This window comes from Nocardia sp. NPDC059240, assembly GCF_042753865.1.
GTDB lineage: Bacteria > Actinomycetota > Actinomycetes > Mycobacteriales > Mycobacteriaceae > Nocardia.
In genome coordinates this window covers 525,012-543,835 of record NZ_JBHZAC010000003.1, presented here as the reverse complement: position 1 = coordinate 543,835, position 18,824 = coordinate 525,012, and the positions used below count along the sequence as shown (strand labels likewise).

Annotated in this window: 20 protein-coding genes; 11 read left to right on the top strand and 9 right to left on the bottom strand. The window is 65.4% G+C overall.

Going from position 1 to position 18,824, the window contains the following annotated elements:
• Window positions 1–213: 213 nt before the first annotated feature.
• The gene (locus ACFXHA_RS12730; protein WP_379355961.1) at window positions 214–2,910 is read left to right on the top strand and encodes a LuxR C-terminal-related transcriptional regulator; all 2,697 of its coding nucleotides are present in this window, start codon (window positions 214–216) and stop codon (window positions 2,908–2,910) included.
• Window positions 2,911–3,035: 125 nt separating this feature from the next.
• On the opposite strand, the gene ACFXHA_RS12725 is transcribed toward ACFXHA_RS12730, so the two are convergent.
• Window positions 3,036–3,410, bottom strand: coding sequence for a helix-turn-helix domain-containing protein (locus ACFXHA_RS12725; protein WP_379355959.1), 375 nt, complete (start codon window positions 3,408–3,410; stop codon window positions 3,036–3,038).
• A gap of 333 nt (window positions 3,411–3,743) precedes the next feature.
• The gene (locus tag ACFXHA_RS12720) at window positions 3,744–4,157 is read right to left on the bottom strand and encodes a nuclear transport factor 2 family protein (RefSeq protein ID WP_379355957.1); all 414 of its coding nucleotides are present in this window, start codon (window positions 4,155–4,157) and stop codon (window positions 3,744–3,746) included.
• 268 nt (window positions 4,158–4,425) lie between these two features.
• Here ACFXHA_RS12720 and ACFXHA_RS12715 point away from each other — a divergent pair, with 268 nt between their 5' ends.
• The gene (locus ACFXHA_RS12715) at window positions 4,426–5,388 is read left to right on the top strand and encodes an alpha/beta hydrolase (protein ID WP_379355955.1); all 963 of its coding nucleotides are present in this window, start codon (window positions 4,426–4,428) and stop codon (window positions 5,386–5,388) included.
• Window positions 5,389–5,408: 20 nt separating this feature from the next.
• Here ACFXHA_RS12715 and ACFXHA_RS12710 read toward each other — a convergent pair whose 3' ends face one another.
• Window positions 5,409–6,461: a fatty acid desaturase family protein gene (locus ACFXHA_RS12710; RefSeq protein ID WP_379355953.1), complete on the bottom strand. Its 1,053-nt coding sequence runs from the start codon at window positions 6,459–6,461 to the stop codon at window positions 5,409–5,411.
• A 277-nt stretch (window positions 6,462–6,738) separates the two neighbouring features.
• Here ACFXHA_RS12710 and ACFXHA_RS12705 point away from each other — a divergent pair, with 277 nt between their 5' ends.
• Window positions 6,739–7,650 (top strand): SGNH/GDSL hydrolase family protein, encoded by a 912-nt coding sequence (locus ACFXHA_RS12705; RefSeq protein ID WP_379355951.1) that lies wholly within the window; start codon window positions 6,739–6,741, stop codon window positions 7,648–7,650.
• Window positions 7,651–7,660: 10 nt separating this feature from the next.
• On the opposite strand, the gene ACFXHA_RS12700 is transcribed toward ACFXHA_RS12705, so the two are convergent.
• Window positions 7,661–7,996, bottom strand: coding sequence for a DUF4913 domain-containing protein (locus tag ACFXHA_RS12700; protein ID WP_379355949.1), 336 nt, complete (start codon window positions 7,994–7,996; stop codon window positions 7,661–7,663).
• A 192-nt stretch (window positions 7,997–8,188) separates the two neighbouring features.
• Between ACFXHA_RS12700 and ACFXHA_RS12695 the strand changes: the two genes are divergently transcribed.
• The 4 genes from ACFXHA_RS12695 (at window position 8,189) to ACFXHA_RS12680 (ending at window position 11,855) form a co-directional block, all read left to right on the top strand.
• Window positions 8,189–8,644, top strand: a complete 456-nt coding sequence (locus tag ACFXHA_RS12695) for a MarR family winged helix-turn-helix transcriptional regulator (protein ID WP_379355947.1) — start codon at window positions 8,189–8,191, stop codon at window positions 8,642–8,644.
• A complete protein-coding gene (locus ACFXHA_RS12690) occupies window positions 8,637–10,436 on the top strand; it encodes an AMP-dependent synthetase/ligase (protein WP_379355945.1) in 1,800 nt (599 codons plus the stop codon). Before ACFXHA_RS12695 ends, ACFXHA_RS12690 begins: the two co-directional genes overlap by 8 nt.
• Before the next feature lie 299 nt (window positions 10,437–10,735).
• Window positions 10,736–11,122 (top strand): hypothetical protein, encoded by a 387-nt coding sequence (locus ACFXHA_RS12685; protein ID WP_379355943.1) that lies wholly within the window; start codon window positions 10,736–10,738, stop codon window positions 11,120–11,122.
• 43 nt (window positions 11,123–11,165) lie between these two features.
• Window positions 11,166–11,855 carry a S1 family peptidase gene (locus tag ACFXHA_RS12680; RefSeq protein ID WP_379355941.1) on the top strand — a complete coding sequence of 230 codons (690 nt, stop codon included), beginning with the start codon at window positions 11,166–11,168 and terminating at the stop codon, window positions 11,853–11,855.
• Between the two features lie 31 nt (window positions 11,856–11,886).
• Here the strand turns inward: ACFXHA_RS12680 and ACFXHA_RS12675 are convergent, their stop codons facing one another.
• A complete protein-coding gene (locus ACFXHA_RS12675; protein ID WP_379355939.1) occupies window positions 11,887–13,170 on the bottom strand; it encodes a helix-turn-helix domain-containing protein in 1,284 nt (427 codons plus the stop codon).
• A 352-nt stretch (window positions 13,171–13,522) separates the two neighbouring features.
• On the opposite strand from ACFXHA_RS12675, the gene ACFXHA_RS12670 reads away from it, so the two are divergent.
• Entirely contained in the window at window positions 13,523–14,026 is a 504-nt protein-coding gene (locus ACFXHA_RS12670) for a hypothetical protein (protein ID WP_379355937.1), read from the top strand.
• Window positions 14,027–14,444: 418 nt separating this feature from the next.
• Here ACFXHA_RS12670 and ACFXHA_RS12665 read toward each other — a convergent pair whose 3' ends face one another.
• Window positions 14,445–14,987, bottom strand: a complete 543-nt coding sequence (locus ACFXHA_RS12665) for a hypothetical protein (RefSeq protein WP_379355935.1) — start codon at window positions 14,985–14,987, stop codon at window positions 14,445–14,447.
• A gap of 53 nt (window positions 14,988–15,040) precedes the next feature.
• Here ACFXHA_RS12665 and ACFXHA_RS12660 point away from each other — a divergent pair, with 53 nt between their 5' ends.
• Both ACFXHA_RS12660 and ACFXHA_RS12655 read left to right on the top strand, forming a co-directional pair.
• Window positions 15,041–15,565, top strand: a complete 525-nt coding sequence (locus tag ACFXHA_RS12660; RefSeq protein ID WP_379355933.1) for a hypothetical protein — start codon at window positions 15,041–15,043, stop codon at window positions 15,563–15,565.
• A 253-nt stretch (window positions 15,566–15,818) separates the two neighbouring features.
• The gene (locus tag ACFXHA_RS12655) at window positions 15,819–16,352 is read left to right on the top strand and encodes a DUF6301 family protein (protein ID WP_379355931.1); all 534 of its coding nucleotides are present in this window, start codon (window positions 15,819–15,821) and stop codon (window positions 16,350–16,352) included.
• A gap of 147 nt (window positions 16,353–16,499) precedes the next feature.
• Here ACFXHA_RS12655 and ACFXHA_RS12650 read toward each other — a convergent pair whose 3' ends face one another.
• Window positions 16,500–17,006 (bottom strand): hypothetical protein, encoded by a 507-nt coding sequence (locus ACFXHA_RS12650; RefSeq protein WP_379355929.1) that lies wholly within the window; start codon window positions 17,004–17,006, stop codon window positions 16,500–16,502.
• On the opposite strand from ACFXHA_RS12650, the gene ACFXHA_RS12645 reads away from it, so the two are divergent.
• Complete coding sequence (locus ACFXHA_RS12645; protein ID WP_379355927.1) at window positions 17,007–17,336, top strand: hypothetical protein; 330 nt, start codon at window positions 17,007–17,009, stop codon at window positions 17,334–17,336.
• A 290-nt stretch (window positions 17,337–17,626) separates the two neighbouring features.
• Here ACFXHA_RS12645 and ACFXHA_RS12640 read toward each other — a convergent pair whose 3' ends face one another.
• Both ACFXHA_RS12640 and ACFXHA_RS12635 read right to left on the bottom strand, forming a co-directional pair.
• Entirely contained in the window at window positions 17,627–17,983 is a 357-nt protein-coding gene (locus ACFXHA_RS12640) for a hypothetical protein (protein ID WP_379355925.1), read from the bottom strand.
• A 176-nt stretch (window positions 17,984–18,159) separates the two neighbouring features.
• Window positions 18,160–18,807, bottom strand: a complete 648-nt coding sequence (locus ACFXHA_RS12635; RefSeq protein WP_379355923.1) for a LuxR C-terminal-related transcriptional regulator — start codon at window positions 18,805–18,807, stop codon at window positions 18,160–18,162.
• Window positions 18,808–18,824: the final 17 nt, after the last annotated feature.

Genomic DNA, 18,824 nt, shown 5'->3' with positions numbered 1-18,824 from the left:
ACTAGGTCACCGAATTCCCAGGTGTGCGCAATGGTATGCATACCGATGCAAAAGAATTCGCTTACCACTTGGTGGCTGTCCTCGAACGTTCGTTGCGATATTCACCGGCCACGCTTGGGCAACGGTAACGGCTCGCGATCGAATGCGTTATCGGGAAATCTTCTAAGGCATACCGGTGTGCTGAACATTTGCGGTTCCGGATAGGTTGGGATAATGCTGTACGGCCGGGATCTCGAAGAACGGAGAATCGGCGTTCTCTTGGACGCCGCGGCCACTGGTCGGAGCGCGGCACTCGAACTGGTGGCCGAGGCAGGTGCGGGCAAGACCGCGCTGTTGAATCGGTCTGTCGAACTCGCGGGCGAGTCGTGGAAGGTACTGCGCTGCACAGGCGTCGAAGGTGAATCGGAGTTTCCCTTCTCGGGACTGCAGGAACTGCTGGCGGCGGTCGGTCGCCCTGCTGCGCTGCCGCTGGGTGCGTTGCCTCCCGCCCAGGCCGAGGCGCTGCGCGCGGTGATCGGCCTCACCATCGCGCCGAATCAGATGGATCGTTTCTTGGTGGGTCTGGCAACGCTGTCGCTGCTCGCGGAGCTCGCCGACGAGGGTCCCGTGTTGTGCGTCATCGACGACGTCCAATGGCTCGACCCGATGTCCGCGGAAGCACTGCGCTTCGCGGCGCGCCGCCTGGGCACCGAGAGCATCGTGATGCTGTTCGCGAGCCGTACCCGCTGTCTGCCCGGTATCGCGGAGCTGCACCTGCCGCCACTGGACGATGCCTCATCCGAGCGCCTGCTCCAGGAGCGGTGGCCGGGAATCAATCCGGTTATGCGCGAACGTGTTCTGCGCGAGGCATCCGGAAATCCCTTGGCGCTGCTGGAATTTCCGCGCATGGATCTGGACGAGCTGCCCATCGGACCGCTGCCGCTTCCGTACCGGCTCGCCGGCGGGTACCGGCGACACGTCGACGCGCTGTCCGAGGCCGGGCGTCTCGCGCTGTTGACCGTGGCCGCCGAGCCCCACGGTGATCCGCGGATCGCGCTGCAGGCACTGGACTCTCTGGAGGTGGGTCGAGGCGGCATCAGCGAGGGTGAAGCGGCCGGCCTGATCGAGGTCTCCGCGCGAGAGATTCGGTTTCGACACCCGCTGGTGCGTGCGGCCGTTTACCACGGCTCTTCGTTCCACGAACGGCAGTCGGTGCACGCCGCGTTGGCGGCGGCGTCGCTGGATGATCCAGATCGCCGAGCCTGGCACTTGGCCGCCGCGACCATCGGCCGCGACGAGAGTGTCGCTGCGCTCCTGGAATCGGCGGCCGAACGCGCGGTCGATCGGGCCGGATACTCGGCGGCCTCCGCCGCCATGGAGCGTGCTGCCGGGCTCACCCCGGACCACGAAATCCGCGGTCGTCGGATGGTTTTGGCCACCGAGTGGGCGGCGGCCGCCGGAAGTTTCCAGCGCGCGGCGACCCTGGCTGGGCAGGCGATGCAACTACCTATCGGTACCGAGGGCCGAGCCCGGTTGGGTTGGGTGCAGGCCTCGGTCGAGTTCGAGAGCGGCAAGCTGCGCCGAGCGCGCGACGCACTGCTGCTGGCCGCCGAAGAAGTCGCGGCGGTCGAACCGGTGCGGGCGGGTCCGCTGTTCATCGAGGCGAGCCGGGCGTCCTGGTTTCTCGGCGATGGGGAGCACGCGCGAACGGCGCGAGCGAAACTCACGGCTCTGCGGCTGCCCGCGGAACAACGTTCGGCGCTGCTCGCAGCCATCGACGGCCCACTGAAGCTGTATTCGGGTGAGCTGGTCGAGGGGATCGCCATCGTGCGCGCGACCGTCGCGGAAGGCCACCGCACCGAGGATCCGGCACTGGCGCTGGTGGCTGCCGCGCAAGCCATGCTCATCGGGGATCTCGAGGACGCGCGCACCCTGTCCTACCGGGCTTTGGACGATGCCCAGAACCAGGGCATGGTGGGTCGCTTCACCACTGCGGCCGTCTACGCCGGCGCAGCCGAGCTCATGCTCGGCAGACTGCCCGAGGCTCAAGAGATCCAGACGCGGGCCGCTCGCGTGGCACGAGACATCGGTCAGGTCAACACAATCGCTTCCGGGCAAGGCTATCTCGCGCTCATCGCGGCCATCCGCGGAGACGATGAGAGTTGCCGCGACCTGATCGAGCGATCGAGGCGCGCGCACGGCCAGGACAATTTCATCGATGTGACGCACAACGAGTGGGCGCTCGGCCTGCTGGATCTGGGGCACGGGCGCTATGACCGTGCCATCGACCGGCTCGATGCGCTGTATCGAATACCGAACCGGATCCGCGGACATTGGTTGCACCTGCTGCGCGATCTGGTGGAGGCGGCGGTCCGTGCCCAGCAGCCCGAGCGTGCGAGCGAAGCCATGGCCGAAATCGAAAGGTGGGCGCAGGCTCTCGGATCGCCGTTCGCCGAGGCGATCCGGTTACGGTCACGCGGGCTCCTCGACTCGGACAGCAACGCCTATCGCGAGGCAGCGAAATTGCAAGTCGCGGAGGGACTCTGGTACGACTACGCGCGGACCTTGCTGCTACTCGGAGAACTGTTGCGCCGCGAACGCGAAATCGGCGAATCCCGCGGCGCCCTGCGTCAGGCTGTCGAGATATTCGACCGGCTCGACGCTCTCCCGTGGGCTGACCACACTCGTCTCGAACTGCTCGCCGCTGGCGATCAAACGCCACTGCCTGAGAAGCCCACCGTGAAATCCTCGGCAGCATTGACCCCGCAAGAACTACAAGTGGTCAAGCTGGCAGCGGGAGGCGCGACCAACAAGGAGATCGCCGCCAAACTGTTCCTCAGCCCGAAAACCGTTGCCCACCACCTCTACCGGGCCTTCCCGAAACTCGGTGTGGCCAGCCGCGTCGAACTCGCGCGCTTATCTTCCTTCTGACGGAAGGACATTCACGCCATAGCAGCTCGAGGGAAGCGGCCCACTGTCTTCGCCGATCCGCCGGTGCGGCTCACCAGCGCCGAGCGGCGACGGGGCGTGGATGGCGCCAGGCAGGCGATCCTCGATCAAGGGTGCGGCGAGCGCTGGCCATTACCGGCGAACTGCACGCCCGCCAATAGTTGATCGATCGTGATACGGAGTGCGTGGGTCAGGGCGACCGCTTCGGTCAGTTTCAGGGTTCGATTGCCGTTTTCCAGCTCTGAGATCTGACGCTGTGCGATGTGCATGCCGTGTGTGGACAGGCGACGAGACAACGCGGTTTGACTGAGACCCGCGGCCTCTCGGTAGCGCAGGACGTTTGCCCCGATGGCTTTGTCGACGGGAATGTAGGGGAGCGGGTTGTCGCCGGGCTCGGGTGGGTCCACGCGCATAACCGCTGCTTCGTCTTGGAAAGCCTGGTTGAGGAAGTCGGTTGCGGTCGTCCTGTCGTAAGTCGGCACCCTGGCTCCTCCCTGGATTCGGGGTCGGCACCTTGGGGCCGGTGGGGCCCGTGAAGTCCGTCCCCGATGTTTCGATCTCCCTCATTCTATATTTGCATCATGAAGCCAGCAAATATGCGTCATCCTTCGATAGGTGCCGCGGTTCCTGGTGCTCACGAGTAAACCCGAGGGTGGCCGGCGCTGAAGCTGCTTCACCGCCTGCGCGTGCCGCATATTTGCGGCACGCACGCTGCGCATATATGCTATTGGACGAGTGATCAAGTCTCTGTACTGCAACTCGAATTGAGCACACCCCGATGCTCGAGGGGGCATCGGGGTGTTTGATTTGCCACGCTAGTCCTTGCGCACCCAGGCGAGGATTGTGCGCGTACTACTCAGTCGCCAGCCGATCGGCGTGCGGACGACACCCGCGACCAATCGCAGCCCGCTTGTCTGGTGGGGAGCCTGGCCGTCACGGTAGAAGTAGACCTGCGAGTTCGCCGAAGCGGCCGCCTGGTCGCCGTCGATATCGACCTGCAGGTCGGTGGTGATGTGCTGGGTATGTTCTCCCTCGACCACGGATTGTCGAATGTAGCCGATGACCTGATCAATTCCCGTCAGCTTTCCCGCCCGCGGCGAGGTAACGGTGATGTCGGGGGCGAACACCGTGTTGGCTGCCTCCCAGTGATGCTCATCGAGCAACTGCCCGAAACGGCTGAACAGGTCGGAGATTTCGAGACGGTCGGCAATCAGGGTTTCCATGGTCATACCCAGGACCGTAGGTACCTGCAAGCCGCCGCGGTATCGGACCAATGGCCTAAGTATCTGTTGGGCTTGGGACGTCGACACCGGCTTGGAGACTTGGCGGAATGCCTTGGAGTGAACCCTGATTAGCGGGTTCGGGACCCGGGCCAGCAGATGAATGCCGGCACTGCCAGCGGTCTGCCAGGGGCGGGGTTCAGGGTGGCGGCAGTGATTGGGGCCAGGTTCCCCCGGCCGGATGAGGCTGTACAACCCCGGAGAGGTTCCAAATAGTATGCGGTTCAACGTATTCCGTCACAGACTGCTGCCAGTCGCCGCCGCGCTGGTAGCGGTCGGCGCGCTGGTCACGTCCTGCTCGTCGTCGGCTCCGACCGCCACCGACCCGCTGCCGGGGTTCCGCGATGGCACCATCGACAACGACGGCGTGCAGGTGCATTACGTGGTCGGCGGACACGGGCCCGGCATCGTGTTGTTGCACGGCTGGCCCGAAACCTGGCGTGCGTGGTCGAAATTGGCCCCCGATCTGGCCAAGGATCACACCGTGGTCGCGATCGATCTGCGCGGCATGGGTGACTCCGGCTTCGCAAAATCCGACGACGGCTATCAGGCCCTGAGCGTCGCCACGGATGTGCACGCGGTCGCTCAGCACTTGAATCTGGGCCGCTTCGACCTGTTCGCCCACGATTGGGGCGGTGAGATCGCCTTGGCCTATGCGGACGAATACCGTTCGGACCTGGGTCATCTGGCGATCATGGAGGCCGCGCCGAGCAGCGATTACGCGAAGGTGGCGCTGTCGAAACCCGACGTGCTCTGGTTCGATTGGCTGGCGCTGGGACCCAAGGACCAGCTCGCCGAACAGCTGATCGAGGGCAAGGAATCCGCGTTTTACGGCCAGTTCTATCGGGCGGCGAAGAACGGCGCGATCGACCGGGCCGAGAGCGACGCCTACATCGCCGCCTTCAGCCGTCCCGGCCGCACCCACGCCGGGCTGGAGTACTACCGCCAGAAACCGGCCGGCGACAAGGCCATTGACGCCCTGATCGAAAAGGACGGCAAACTCACCATCCCGGTGCTGGGCCTCGGCGGCCAGGACGGCATCGGCTCCGCCGTCGGCACCATGATGACGCGAGTCGCCACGACCGTGACCACCGACGTCGTCCCCGACGCCGACCATTGGGTCCTCGACGAAAACCCCGGCTACGTCCTCACCAGCCTCCGCAAACTACTCGCGCAGTAATTCCGGTGCCGCCCGGCCCGCTAGCGGCGGGTTTGGCGGCCTACCTCGTTGAGGTGGCGTAGCGCTTGGGCGTAGGAGTCGAGGAGGGTGGTTTCGGCGTAGGGGATGCCTGCTTCCGCGCAGAAGGTTTGGACCAGGGGCTGGGCGGCGCGGAGAGCGGGGCGAGGCATGGAGGGGAAGAGGTGGTGTTCGATCTGGTAGTTGAGGCCGCCGAGGGCGAGGTCGGTCAGGATGCTGCCGCGGACGTTGCGGGAGGTGAGGACCTGGCGGCGGAGGAAGTCCGTGCGGTCGTTCTCCGGGAGTACCGCCATGCCTTTGTGATTCGGGGCGAAGGTGCATCCCATGTAGAAGCCGAACAGGCCCTGCTGGACGGCGATGAAGACCAGTGCATGGACCGGGGAGAGGATGAGGAATACCGCGCTCAGGTAGATGATCGCGTGTGCGGCGAGCGCTGCGCCCTCGCGCAGACGGTGCGGGATCGGCCAGCTCAGTACTGCTCGCACGCTCGCGAAGTGGAGGCTGCCCGCCTCGAGTAGCAGCAGCGGGAAGAACAGCCAGGCCTGGTATCGGAAGATGAAGCGCCGCCAGCCCTTTCCGGCCATCGCCCGCGCGCCGGAATGGGCCAGCACTCCTTCGACGTCGGGATCGGCGCCCTCGGTGTTGGGGTGCGCGTGGTGCCGGTTGTGATTGCTGGTCCACCAGCCGATGCTCACTCCGGTGGCCAGATTGCCGACCACGAGCCCGTACCACTGGTTGGCCCGCTTGGTCCCGAAGATCTGCTGGTGTCCGGCGTCATGTCCGAGAAACGCCAGCTGCGCGAACACCATGGCGAGGAAGGCGGCGACGCCCAACAGCCACCACGAGTCCCCGATCAGCCACAATGCCGCCCAGCCGCCCACGAAAGCCGTTGCGGTGACCGCACTTCGCCATCCGTAGAACCGCATGCGCCGATCCAGCAAGCCCGCCTGCCGGATTCGCCGCATCAGGGTCGCGTACTCACTGCCGCGCGTCGATGCGGCCGCGGTCCCCGTCGGTGGGGTCGTCGGCTGCTCTAGCGTCGTGTCGATAGTCAAGGCTGCACATCCTGCGCTCGTCGTCTTCAGTATTCGTTCCGCGAGCCCTCGCGGACGCACAAGATTCCGGGTTCGGCACCAGGCCACCCGCGTGCCCACTCCCAGCTTGTCTGGTCACCGTCACTGGAAGATGAACGAACGTGCGGTCCGGCAACACATCTGCATGACGATCTAGCGATCGCCGGTGGCGTGAGCGTCGCGCGGCTACAGTGAGCCATCAAATCTGAAGCGATGACGCTTCGCATATCGCAACGAAGCGATGGGAGGTGCACGGCCAGTGCGGAATTCGGTTCGATTGCGGCTGCTCGCGGCATCCACGGCCTGCGGGGCGATGCTGGTCGCCGCACTGGCGTCGCCGACCACGGCGGAGACTCCCGGCGGCAAAACCCTCGTGGTCATCGGCGATTCCTTCTCCGCCAACGGCGAGATCCTCGACCTGCTGAACACGGAAGGGGTCGGCTGCAAGCATGTGTCCACAGCATGGCCGACGCAGTTGACGCAGCGTCTGGGTTTGTCGCCGGGCGACGTCGAGGACACCTCGTGCCAGGGCGCGGCGATCGACACCGTCGGCTGGACACTGGTGCATCAGGTGAAACTGGCCATGTCCGACAACGCGTTCGGGCCGAGCACCCACACCGTGACGATTCAACTCGGCATGAATGACGCCTGGGGAACCGATAACCCGGTCTCCATGGCCCACGCGGTGACGTGCCTGACCGACCTGATCGACGGCTGCGATCCGGAAGCCGCAGCCCAAGGCCGCGTCCCCGACGCCGACGCCGTCACCGGCGAGGCCTACGCCGACCGAGTCCGCCAAGCGGTGAACTACATCCGCTACTACGCCCCCAATGCGCGCATCGTCTTCGTCGGATACCCGGAAATTCACTCTCCCGGTGGCGATTCCGCCTGTGCAAGCATCCTCGGCATCGATGTCGTGCAGCCCCGAGCGGGCGCGATCACCGCGTTCCTGGATCGCCTCGACACGGCCCAGCGCGAAGCCGCAGCCCTCCTGAACGCGGACTTCCTCGACGCCCGAGCGGTCACCCTCGGTCACGGCCCCTGCACCTCGGACCCTTGGCTGGACGGGGTATTCGACCCGCGCTCCGACCCACTCGGATTCCCTTGGCACCCCAGCGTGCACGGAGACGCGGTGGTCGCCACCGCCATGCAACAGCTGATCACCGGCTGAATCCGCGAGTTCAGGACAAGCGGAAAAGGCCGGACGGTGGCGACTTCAGCGGCAGTGGCGATATCTGGTCGGAGTGCCCGGATTTGATGGAGCAGTACTGGAAGGGGCCGTCCAGGTCGAACAGGACGCGCATATGCGGATCGGCGTGGTCGAGAAACCACACGCTCAATCCCGTATTGCAGTCGAGTCGATAGTGCTCCCACGTCCGCCACATGGCATCCAATCGCGCGACAGCCTCGGCGTGCTTCCACCACTCCTGGCACCACACTCGACGGCCGTTATCGACTTCTCGCCGGTAAACGAGGCTGAGGTAGTTCTCCACGAATTCAACGACAGAGTCGTACACCCACTCGGGGTTTCTTGCGTCCACAGGATCGTGAACATACTCGGCCGCAAGAGATTTGGTGCGCAATAGGAGATGCAGTCCGGCATCACCGCTTGTTGGCCGATGTTGCCGGTGCAGTGAGTTTCGAGGCCTCGGGGAGGAGTGGACGTGGGGTTGCGTGGGGAGGTGCCGGCGTGAGGTTATAGTTGCGTGATGCAACACCAACCGGGGCGGTGGTCCGCCGAACTGCTCGCGGTCCATGACGGCTTGACGGGGATCGTCCGCGAGATCGTGGCCGGGCGCCCGGCCGCCGAAGGGGTGCCGTCGTTCACCCAGCAGTCGGTGCTGTCGTATGTCGACCGGAAACCGGGGTGCCGTGCCACGGAGATCGCCGAGATGTTCGGAGTACACCGGTCGACGGTGTCGCGGCAGGTGCGGACCTTGATGGATGAGGGTTGGCTCGAGGCGGGGGAAGGCAACCTGCGCGTCGGCTTCCCGCTGCATCTGACCGATGCGGGGCGGGCCGCGTTGTCGGCGGCGATCGGACACGATCTGACTCGGCTGGGCGAGCGCACGGCCGAATGGACCACCCGGGAGATTGCCGACCTGGCGCGAGCGCTGCGGCGACTCGGTCACCCCGATTCGACGATTGGAGACGATCATGCGTGAATTCGCCACGGCGAGCACCTTCGCCATCGCCGAGGACGAGACGATCGTCCGCTCGGTCTACACCCAGGCCGAGCAGACGCCGGAGCGGGTGCTGTTCTCTCGGCCGTCCGGGGATCGCTGGCTCGATGTCACCGCCGCGGAGTTCGCGCGCCTGGTCTCCGGGGTTGCGAAAGGGTTGATAGCCAACGGGATTCGGCCCGGCGACCGCGTCGTACTGCTGTCGGCGACCAGATTCGAATGGACGCTGTTCGACTTCGCGATCTGGGCGGCGGGCGCGGTCACCGTCCCGGTCTACGACTCGTCCTCCGCCGAGCAGGTGCGCTGGATTCTCGAGGACTCGGGTGCGGCGCTCGCGGTGGTGGAGACCGCTCGGCACAAGGACCTGCTCGACGCCGCGCCGGACAGCCTGCAGCGGATGGTGGTGATCGACGATGGTGCCGAAGCCATCCTGATCACCGACGGTGAGCAGACCGCGGACGCGGTGTTGCGCGAGCGCCTCGACGGATTGCGTGCGGACGGTCTCGCCTCGCTGGTCTACACCTCGGGCACCACCGGCCGTCCCAAGGGCTGCATGCTCACCCACCGCAACCTGCTCTCGGAGGTGCGCGGCATCCTGCACGCCAGCATCGGCGAGGTCGCGCGCCCGGGGCAGCGCATGCTCACTTTCCTGCCGCTCGCGCACGTGCTGGCGCGCGCCGTCTCGCTGGCCGCCTTCGAAGGCGGTATGACACAGGCGCATTGGGCGGACTTCAAAACCATTACCGAGCAGTTCACGCGCTTCCGCCCGCACACGATTCTCGGGGTACCGCGAGTCTTCGAGAAGGTCCGTGACGGTGCGGACAAGAAGGCGCGGGCGGGCGGCAAGGTCAAGGGCGCGGTATTCCGATACGCCGAGCGGACCGCCATCCGCTGGAGCGAAACAGCTGACAGCACAGGCGAATTCCACCCGAGCCCGCTCCTCCGCCTCCAACATGCCCTGTGCGATCGACTGGTGTACGCACCGCTGCGCGCGGCCCTGGGCGGGCACTGCGAGTTCGCCATCTCCGGCGGCGGCGCACTGGCCCCGCGGCTGGGCCACTTCTTCCGCGGTGTCGGCGTCCCGATCTACGAGGGCTACGGAATGACCGAATCCACCGCCGCGCACTGCGTCAACGTGCCCGGTGCGATCAAGATCGGCAGTGTGGGACAACCCTTGGGCGGCAACGCGGTTCGCATCGCCGAGGACGGCGAGATCGAGCTGTCCGGCGGTGTCGTGTTCGCCGGATACTGGCACAACGACCAAGCCACGGCAGCAGCGGTCCGCGACGGCTGGCTGCGCACCGGCGACATCGGTGTCCTCGACGAGGACGGCTTCCTCTCGATCACCGGCCGCAAGAAGGACCTCCTCGTCACCGCCGGCGGCAAGAACGTCTCACCCGGCCCCCTGGAAGACCGAATCCGTTCACACCCACTGATTTCGCAGGCAGTAGTACTCGGCGACGGCCGCCCCTTCATCACCGCGCTGCTCACCATCGACCCGGAGGCATTCCAAACCTGGAAAGCCACCAACGGCAAACCCGCCCCCGCGACGGTCGCCGACCTCCGTGCAGACCCCGCCCTACGAGCCGAGCTGCAACTAGCCATAGACGACGCGAACACCACCGTCTCCCACGCCGAAGCCATCAAGAAGTTCGCCCTCCTGGACCACGACCTGACCGAAGAATCCGGCGAACTAACCGCCACCCTCAAGGTCAAGCGCCACATCATCACCACCCGCTACGCCGACACAATCGACGCCATGTACCGCGGCTGACGGGTGCTTGCCGAGTGCTCACGGAGCCGGCCGCCCGGCCGTGTATTGCTGGGCGTCCTTGTCACAGTGGTGTGGATCACCCAGCCTGATCGACGCGCTCCGGAGGGGTGATGAGCGGTGGAAACCCCACGGTGTGACGGGGTTTCCAACAGGGTGTGACAGCCACCGACCTTCCGTTGACAGTGGTGTTCCAGCTCTAGTTGCCGAGTCGGATCGACTCATTCTGGTTCCGATCGCAGTCAGAGGTCCCTCATCGCGGACCGCCATCGATCGGCACCACTCCCGGAAAGCGAGCTGAAATGCGTACTCGTGCCATCTTCGTCCTGACGACACTGTCGGCAAGCGCGGCCGCAGCCCTGGTCCTCGGCTCGGGAGCGGCCTCGGCCGCGGTGCCGTTCACCAGTCCCGATGCCACCGGTGTCGTGCTCTTGCCGAGTGAGAACGCGGCCTTCGCCGCCGGCCCGATTCCCGGTGCGATCGACGCACTGGTGCCCGCCGGGGTTCAGCGCGTGGACTTGGAACCGGATTCCCAGCTGATCCAGCCCGACGGCAGCACCTTCGCCAGCACCTACGAGATCGCGGCCGAGGCCGCGGCGCACCCCGGTGGCGGCACGTTCATCGGGGTCTTGAATCCCTTCGACCCGGAGGATCCGGGTGCCGTGCTCGTCGTAGGCCAGTACTGGTAGGCGCGTCAGACCATTCCCACTTCTACGCAAAGGATTTCGGGCAATGAAACGACGTCATCTCGTAGTGGTGTTCATCGCGTGCGCCGCAAGCGCTGTCGCCGCCGCAGCGGGGCCCGCCGCGGCGGATCCGCCACCGTTGGGTGGCAGCTCCGGGATCGTGTTGGACGACAGTGTCACCTGTTCGTTGACCACGATCGGCTACGACGGGTCCGGTCGGCTGGTCGGTCTCACCGCGGGGCATTGTGCCGGGGCCGGCGCGTCGGTTCGCGTGGAACGCGCGCTGGCGGCCGGTCCGGTGGGCACCGTGGTGTTCTCCGATCAAGGGCGCGGCCTCGATTACGCGATCATCGAATTCGAGCCCTCGAAGGTGACACCGGTGCGCAGCGTGGGGCAGACCACGATCGCCGGGTTCGGGGCACCACCGGGGACGGGGGCGACCGTCTGCTCGAGCGGGCGGTCCAGCGGTTACGACTGCGGTGTGGTCTGGGGTCCGATGGGTGACCGGATCATCAACCAATCCTGTTCCGTCCCCGGCGATTCCGGTGGATCGGTGACCGTGGGCGATCAACTCGTCGGCATGAATCAGGGGCACTACAACCCGCTCGGCGTCGACATGCAGTGTGTCAACGCCGCATCGCCGATGCACTCGCCCGCATACTTCCGGCCGATCATGGAAATCCTGCAAGCCGTCAACGCCACCGGCGGCGTCGGAGCGGGTCTTCGCCCCGTCTAGTTTCCTGCAGGGTCCGGGCCGCACCCCCCGACTATGGAAGGGGTCGGGGGTTGCGGGTCGGGTGATAGAAGCTGGCGAGGAGGGCGACGACCAGCAGCAGGGCAATGCCTGCGGCGATACCGGAATTGATGGCTGCCGGGAGGTGCCCGGTGGCCGGGGCGAGGATGTAGATGGCGACGGCGATGAGTCCCGTTGCTTGCAAGCCACGGGCGATGCGGTGGTGCAGGCGTGGCGAGGGGGTGTGGTGGTCGGCGGGTGTGATGGCGGCCAGGGCGAGTAGTGCGGTGAAGCTGGTGAATCCGAGTTCGGAGCTGGCGACCAGGTCGGTGCTCGCGTCGGCGGCGATGTCGATGGTGGCAAGGATGGCGGCGGCGGTGTGGGCGACGAATGCTGTTGCGAGCAAACGTGATTGGGTGCTCCAGCGGCCGTGCGCGTCGGTGAGCAGGGCCAGGGCGAGCATGGCGGCGTCGGCGATCGGGTACAGGTAGGTCAATCGGATCGCGGTGTTGTCGGGTGGGTCGGCGGGGTTCGTGTGCAGCAGGGCGGCGAGGATCCAGATCAGCGCCGGAATCGACAGGGCCGCAACCGCGGCGAGCGCTACCGTCCGGAGAGTGTCGCCGCGAGGTGCCCGGCCGAGTGCGGGTCGCAGGCGCAGCCACAGCGCGGTGAGCATCAGCAGGGAGTAGCCGTGGAAGCCGACCTCGGCGAGCGTGGTGCCACGGTCATGGTCGCCGCCGATTTCGTGAACGACGGTCCAGCACACCATGGCCGCGGTCCAGCAGCCACTGGCCAGGCAGGCGACGAGTAGCCAGCGGCGCTCGGGTGCGTGGGCGCGGCGTGCGTTGACGGCGAAGGCGAGGGTCGCCGCGGTGGCGAACACGGTTTGCGCGACGTTGCCGAGCCATCGATCCGCGTGCGATTGGGGTGGGACGGCGCTGTGCACGATGGCGAGGATCATCATCGTGACGGCCACGGCGACGCAGGTCGGAATGAACCAGCGCGGTCGGCGCGATGCCGTGGCCTCGGCCAGTGTCACGGCGTCGTCGGAGTTCGGCCCGGATTCCGGGGGCGTACCGGTGGAGGCCCAGAGCCACAAGGCTTCGACATCGCTACCCGCACCGCCCAGGACGCGAGCGATCGCGGCGATCGAAGGCCACGACGGCAGCTTGTCGGCCGTCGACAGCGCTCGCGCGACCGTGGTGTGGCTGACCTGAGCCCGGTCACCGATGGCCCGCAAACTCAACTCCGGATGTTCGCCACGAAGTTGCTGAATGCGTTCTGCGAGCGCTTCGCGGCCTTGATCGCGGTGGTTCACAGAGTCGAATTCTAGGGCCTGCGGTGTCACTGTGGCATGGATCACCCCGCGCGATTCCGACCTGATGTCCCAGTCGTTACCTGTGTAAACCCCGAAATGGCAGCGGGTTTACACGGCGGTGTGACAGGGGTCGGGGTTCCGTTTCCATCGGGGTTCCAGCTGTAGTAGCCAAGTCGAAGCGGAAACGAGTTTCGCATCTCCAGCGGATCTCCGGTACCTGCCTGACTGGTGGCGTTTCGGTGCATATCGAACTGGTGCATATCCATCGGGAGGAACGGTGCAGAGACTCGGATCCGCCTCGTCGGTAGCGGCACGCGATCGCTTGCGCGGCCTGCTTCGCAGAATTCGACGCATGTGGGCGGCAGGGCCGATTCTGTGTGGGCTGGGCGCGCTGGGCATCTCGATTTCCGACCTCTACCCCGGTTGGTTGTGGGCAGCGGTGTACTTCGCCACCGGGTTCGGCGTTGGGATAGTCGGTCGTCGAAGCGATACTTATCAACGGTTCGGCGTGTGGGCGCTCCAGCTCGAATTCTATGAGGCGCAGGACAATCGCCGCCTCCCGGATCGAATCCATCCGCCGTGGTGGCATGCCCACATCCTCGCCGAGCGGCACCGGCTGGAGAAGCAGAGACGCTTCATCTGGGTGATGATCACCCTCGGCGGCGGCTCGATGCTGGTACTTCTCGCCCAAACATTGCGGCCAGGATTCCGGCTCCTCCCAACCGGAATGCTGGTGGTCTACGCCATGCTCGGCAGCGGCTTCGTGTTCTGGCACCGCCTGATGGGTCCCAGCCTGCTCGCCGACCTCGATGAACTGGCCCGTCAAGGCCAGTCCCGGGGGTACCGAGTGGGATGAGCCCCCGATCGAAAACGGCGGCCCCGAGGCCGACCAAGCGCAACGATCGCTCCTTGGGATGGTCGGATTCCTGTTTGGTCTGGTTGTTCCTTGCTCAGACCATCATGTCGATTGACGCGATCGCCCGCGCCGTGACGTTGTCCGCGACACCGGCCGAATATGTGCTCTCCGCGGGGCTTGCCCTGGGGTGGGGTGCGATGGCATGTGGGCAGTTCAAACAGTGGCGAACTGGTCGGCCGTCGGCGCCGGCCTCCCAACAACCGCCTCCCGCATCGCCATCGGTGCGGCGCGATCCAACGGTCAGGCGCCGTGCGACCCGCCCCGCCGGACCGCCCGACACCCTGTCGAGCGGAGCAGGCGGCTGACCATTGTGCGCCCCCACGGTCGACAGCTCCCAAGGCCCGCGACACCCTGTCGGTTATCCGTATCCATGGGTGACCGCGATGTGCAGGACTGTGATCGTGCCGTTCTTCATCGCGGCGCGCTGGGCGGAGTCCAGTCGGTCGTTGTAGGACGGATTCTCGATTTCCTGCTCGACGGTGACGGTGAATCCACCGGGGTGGTCGCCCCACCCGACGGTGTAGTACTCGGTGACGGTTCCGCCGGGATCCAGACGAACCAGGGTGTGCGGATCGCTGTTGAGGGGATTCAAGGTCAGGCCAGGCGCGTCGACGCGGCGCAGGATCGCTTGGAGTTTGCACTCGGTCTCTGCGCACGTCTGATCGGGTATCGGTGGACCGATGAACAGGGCGTCCGCATCCTCGTAGCCATGGCTGTAGGGGTGAGTGCGTCGCGATTGCTCGGAGAAACCGTCCACGCTGATCTTGTCGAGGAAGGTCTTGGCCTGGTTGGCCGGTCGAAGCCAATGCCGGTAGCCGAAGACGCCCGCTACCAGCACAACCAGAACCCCGACCACTGCGACTGCCGGCGACAAGAACCGCCGCAGGTCCCTCCCCATCATAAATGCATCCTATAGCGCTGCTACACAAGAGTTTTCGACCCTATAGTGATCTTGTGGGTGCGGTGGACGAGTCGAAGTTGATGGTGTTGGAAGATCGACTGCGGGTCGTCTTGGGCGGCACCCCCTTCCAGGTGCGCTTCGTCGACGATGGATTAGAGGTCGAGCGCCCCTTCCGCAACAGCCAGACACGCACACCGTTCCGATATCACCTGCGGTTGGACGAAAACAACAGCCGCGCATGGATGTCGCCGGTGTATCAGCGAGACGACGGGCCGGGCGATCTGCCGCCGGAGAGCGCCCGGGACCCACGCGACCGGACCGGCGATCTGATCAGAGCCGAGTTGACCGCCCTGGATTGGCAATTGCAGGCCGGTCCCGGAGGCTGGATCGGTGCGGCGGACAAGATATTCAAGGTTCTCCCCGTGCTGAGCGGCATCGTTGTACTGGCCCTGGTAATCCAGGGCGCGGCCGACGGAGCGAATGCCTTTATCGCAGGCGTACTGCCCTTCCTGGTAAGTCTGCTACTGGTCGGCGGCGCGATACTCGCCATTCGTCGTCGCCTCAACAACCGGCTGTAGCAACCGAAACGGGTAGCGCGAACTCCATTCCGGTGGTGCTTGTCTCAGCACCCTCTCCGCCCGTTTCAACGGTGGCTACTCATCGAGTACATGGAAGTCGAGAGCTGGCAAGGTGTGGTCGAGGATCTCGATCACCTGATGAGAAAGAAGCCTTGGGGCTAACCCACCCAACATCCGCTTCTGCCGAGTTCAGTGCCATCGTGGATGGTGGCTGGTCCGCTCCCGACACTGTCGATTTGTATGGTGGCGATTCGTGGCCAAATATCACGCTATGCATGAAGGTGGAGAGCCCGCGGTCGATCTCGCTGTGGTCGCGGCGGAGTTTGATTGGACCTGGTCAGAGACGGACGTGGGTCGTTTCGCAGCGGCTGCGGGATGGGATCTGGGGCAATGGTCACCAGATTCTGGATCCCCGATCCGCACCCACCTGCCTGTTGCGTCGCCGCTCGTGTGGCCGTTTGTGGACGGCAACCTCAAGTACATCCATGTGGGTGTCAGCGATAGATTCGACACCGAGGACCCGGTGGGCAAGGAAGCCCTGTATGAACGTTTCAAGCAGTTGGGCCGAGGCATGAAGGACGGGCTCGGGGACGCAAGGATCGAAGTTCTGAGCAGAGGGTTCGGACTCCGGTTCTGCTGGTCGAGACCCCTGGTTTTCGTTGAACTCGTGGGCTATTCGCAGCAAGGTATCGATTTGCGGCTGACGAATCCGGAGTACGAGGCATGGATGCAGATGGTCACCGCCGATGACGATGACGGTGGATGGGTGTACGGCTACGAGCGCTAGTCCGGGCGACCGCCAGCCTACGAATGTGCGCTGTGGACTTCCGCTCGATCGCCCGAACCATACGAACACATGCTCATGCCGCAACCCGCGCGTTCCAAGCCGGCCGAGCGAGTCGGCGAAAGATCAACGAGTCGAGGCTGTTTCGACTCAGCGAAGTACCGGAATCAGGGCGAGCAGCACCGCGATAAGGAGTAGCGGAGCCGAGAGTCGCTCGACCAGGCGATGAGTCCGGTCGAGATCGGAATTGATGCTTGTTCCGCCCTTGGGGCCGCTCCTGACGCTGTCCGCGCCGCCGGCCACGCGCATGGCGAGAACGGCGTCGACGCGCAGCTTTACGGTGAGGATGGCCGCCATGACCACGGCTCCGGCGAGATACACCGCAGCGATCGGCCCGGCACCGGAAGCAAGGCGCGCGACCTCGACCGCTGCGAGGACGATGCTCGCGATCAGCGAAGCGCGGTTGTAGCGGGTCCACGCCCCGACCGAGATCCGCTCGGCGGCAAGGGCGATATTCGGTGCTGTTCCTGGTGATTGAGCGGCTAGCAGGAGTGGGCGGACTCCGGCAACCATGATCAGCCCTCCCGCGGCGACAACGCCGACCGCGAAGCGTTCGATTCCGGTGAATCCGATGTTGACGAGCATATCGATGTCCACGTGTCACTCCCGATGTCGAGCTATTACGCAGCTTCGCTCCCGCTCATTGCCGGCGCTGTCGCCGACATCGCCCTTCTCGACGCCTACCGCGCCACGAACGCCTCCCAAGGGACCGGACCCCAACTGGCCGTGCAGTCGATGGCCGAGTATTTGGGCAGCTGGCAGACAACCGGCGCGCTCGCCACCAGGGCCGACACCTGGGCTTTGGCGCTGATGTTCTGCGGCGCAGCACAATCGCAGGCATGGACCGAGCATCTCGCCGGACCCCAAGCCCTGCCACGCGACAGAGATGCCCGGATCCGCGCAGTCGTCGACGCGCTCATCCCTTGAGGCCGAATGACGGTGCCAACGCACTACACGCCGCTTACCAGGTTGTTCGGTCTGGCCACTGGTGGACCGACTCTGCCACGAGCGGCCTCCCTTGAAAATCACCCGTATTCCTTTGGGTGGGCCGTCAGCGACAAGATCAGGGAGTTGTCAGCGAGGGAAAGTGGACAAAATTCCGCGGTGAGTGCTCCCTGATCTTCATGGCGCACGCGCGGGGACGTCGGATCAACCGGCCGTGGCTATTCGGGGCTGGGCGACCGCGCCGTAATCGCCCGCTGCTGCCGGTGGGTGTCTTATGCGGTTGGGAACTCGCCTAGTTCTGGTAAGGCTTGGCGGACCCATGTGTAGGGGGAGACTACTGCTGCGATTTTCAGGGGTGTGGTGTCTTTGAAGAGGGGGGCGTAGAGCTGGTGGATCAGGGTGTGTTCGCCGCGTTGGACGGCGGCGGAGCGGACTGAGCGGAGGCCGCTGCGGGCGTCGGAGGAGGCTCGGTAGCGGCGGGCGGTGTCGGGGACGGGGAGGATGCGGCAGCCTTGGGTCCAGATTCGTTGGGGGAGGAGGACGGCTTCGGGGCGGCCGTGTTTGAGGATGACGAAGGTTTCGGCGTTTGTGGAGATCTCACCGAGGATTTCGCGCCAGTCTGCTCGCACTGTCGAAGTGTCGAGGCCCTTCATCGTTGGAATCTCCCTCTGGACGGCGACCAGACGCTCGGTCCAGCGTGATTCTCATGGTGCGTCAACGCTATCTGAGACCGGTGGGAGTGAAATGTGGCAGATCACCAATCTTCGGTGGGCCGGATGGGGAATTGCACAACCGACCGGTCTGGTCAGCGGCCGTGGAGGTAGGCGAGGACTGCCAGGACCCGGCGGTTGGTGTCGTCGGATTGAGTGAGGGCGAGTTTGGTGAAGATGTTGGCGGTGTGTTTGCCGACTGCGCCCTCGCTGACGAACAGACGACCGGCGATGGCGGTGTTGGAGCAGCCTTCGGCCATGAGGGCCAGCACTTCTCGCTCGCGGGGGGAGAGGGTGCTGAGCGGTTCGTTGCGCGGCGTGCTGGCGAGGAGTTTCGCGATCACTTCGGGGTCCATGACGGTGCCGCCCGCCGCGACCCGGCGGATGGCGTCGACGAACTGGTCGGCATTGAAGACGCGGTCCTTGAGTAGATAGCCGATCGCGCCGGTGCCATCGGCCAGTAGCTCACGCGCGTACAGCTGTTCGACATGCTGGGAGAGCACCAGGACCGGCAGCCCGGGACGCTCTCGCCGGGCCGCGAGCGCGGCTTGCAATCCCTCGTCGGTGAAGGTGGGTGGCAGCCGCACATCCACCAGCGCCACGTCGAGTTCGGTATCGCGCAGTGCCCGCTGGAGTTCGGGCCCGCTGGCGACGGCGGCGACCACGTCGAAACCGTGGGCGGTCAGCAGATGGGTCATGCCGTCACGGAGGAGGAAGAGGTCCTCGGCGAGGACAATGCGCACGGCGGCTCCAGGGTCGG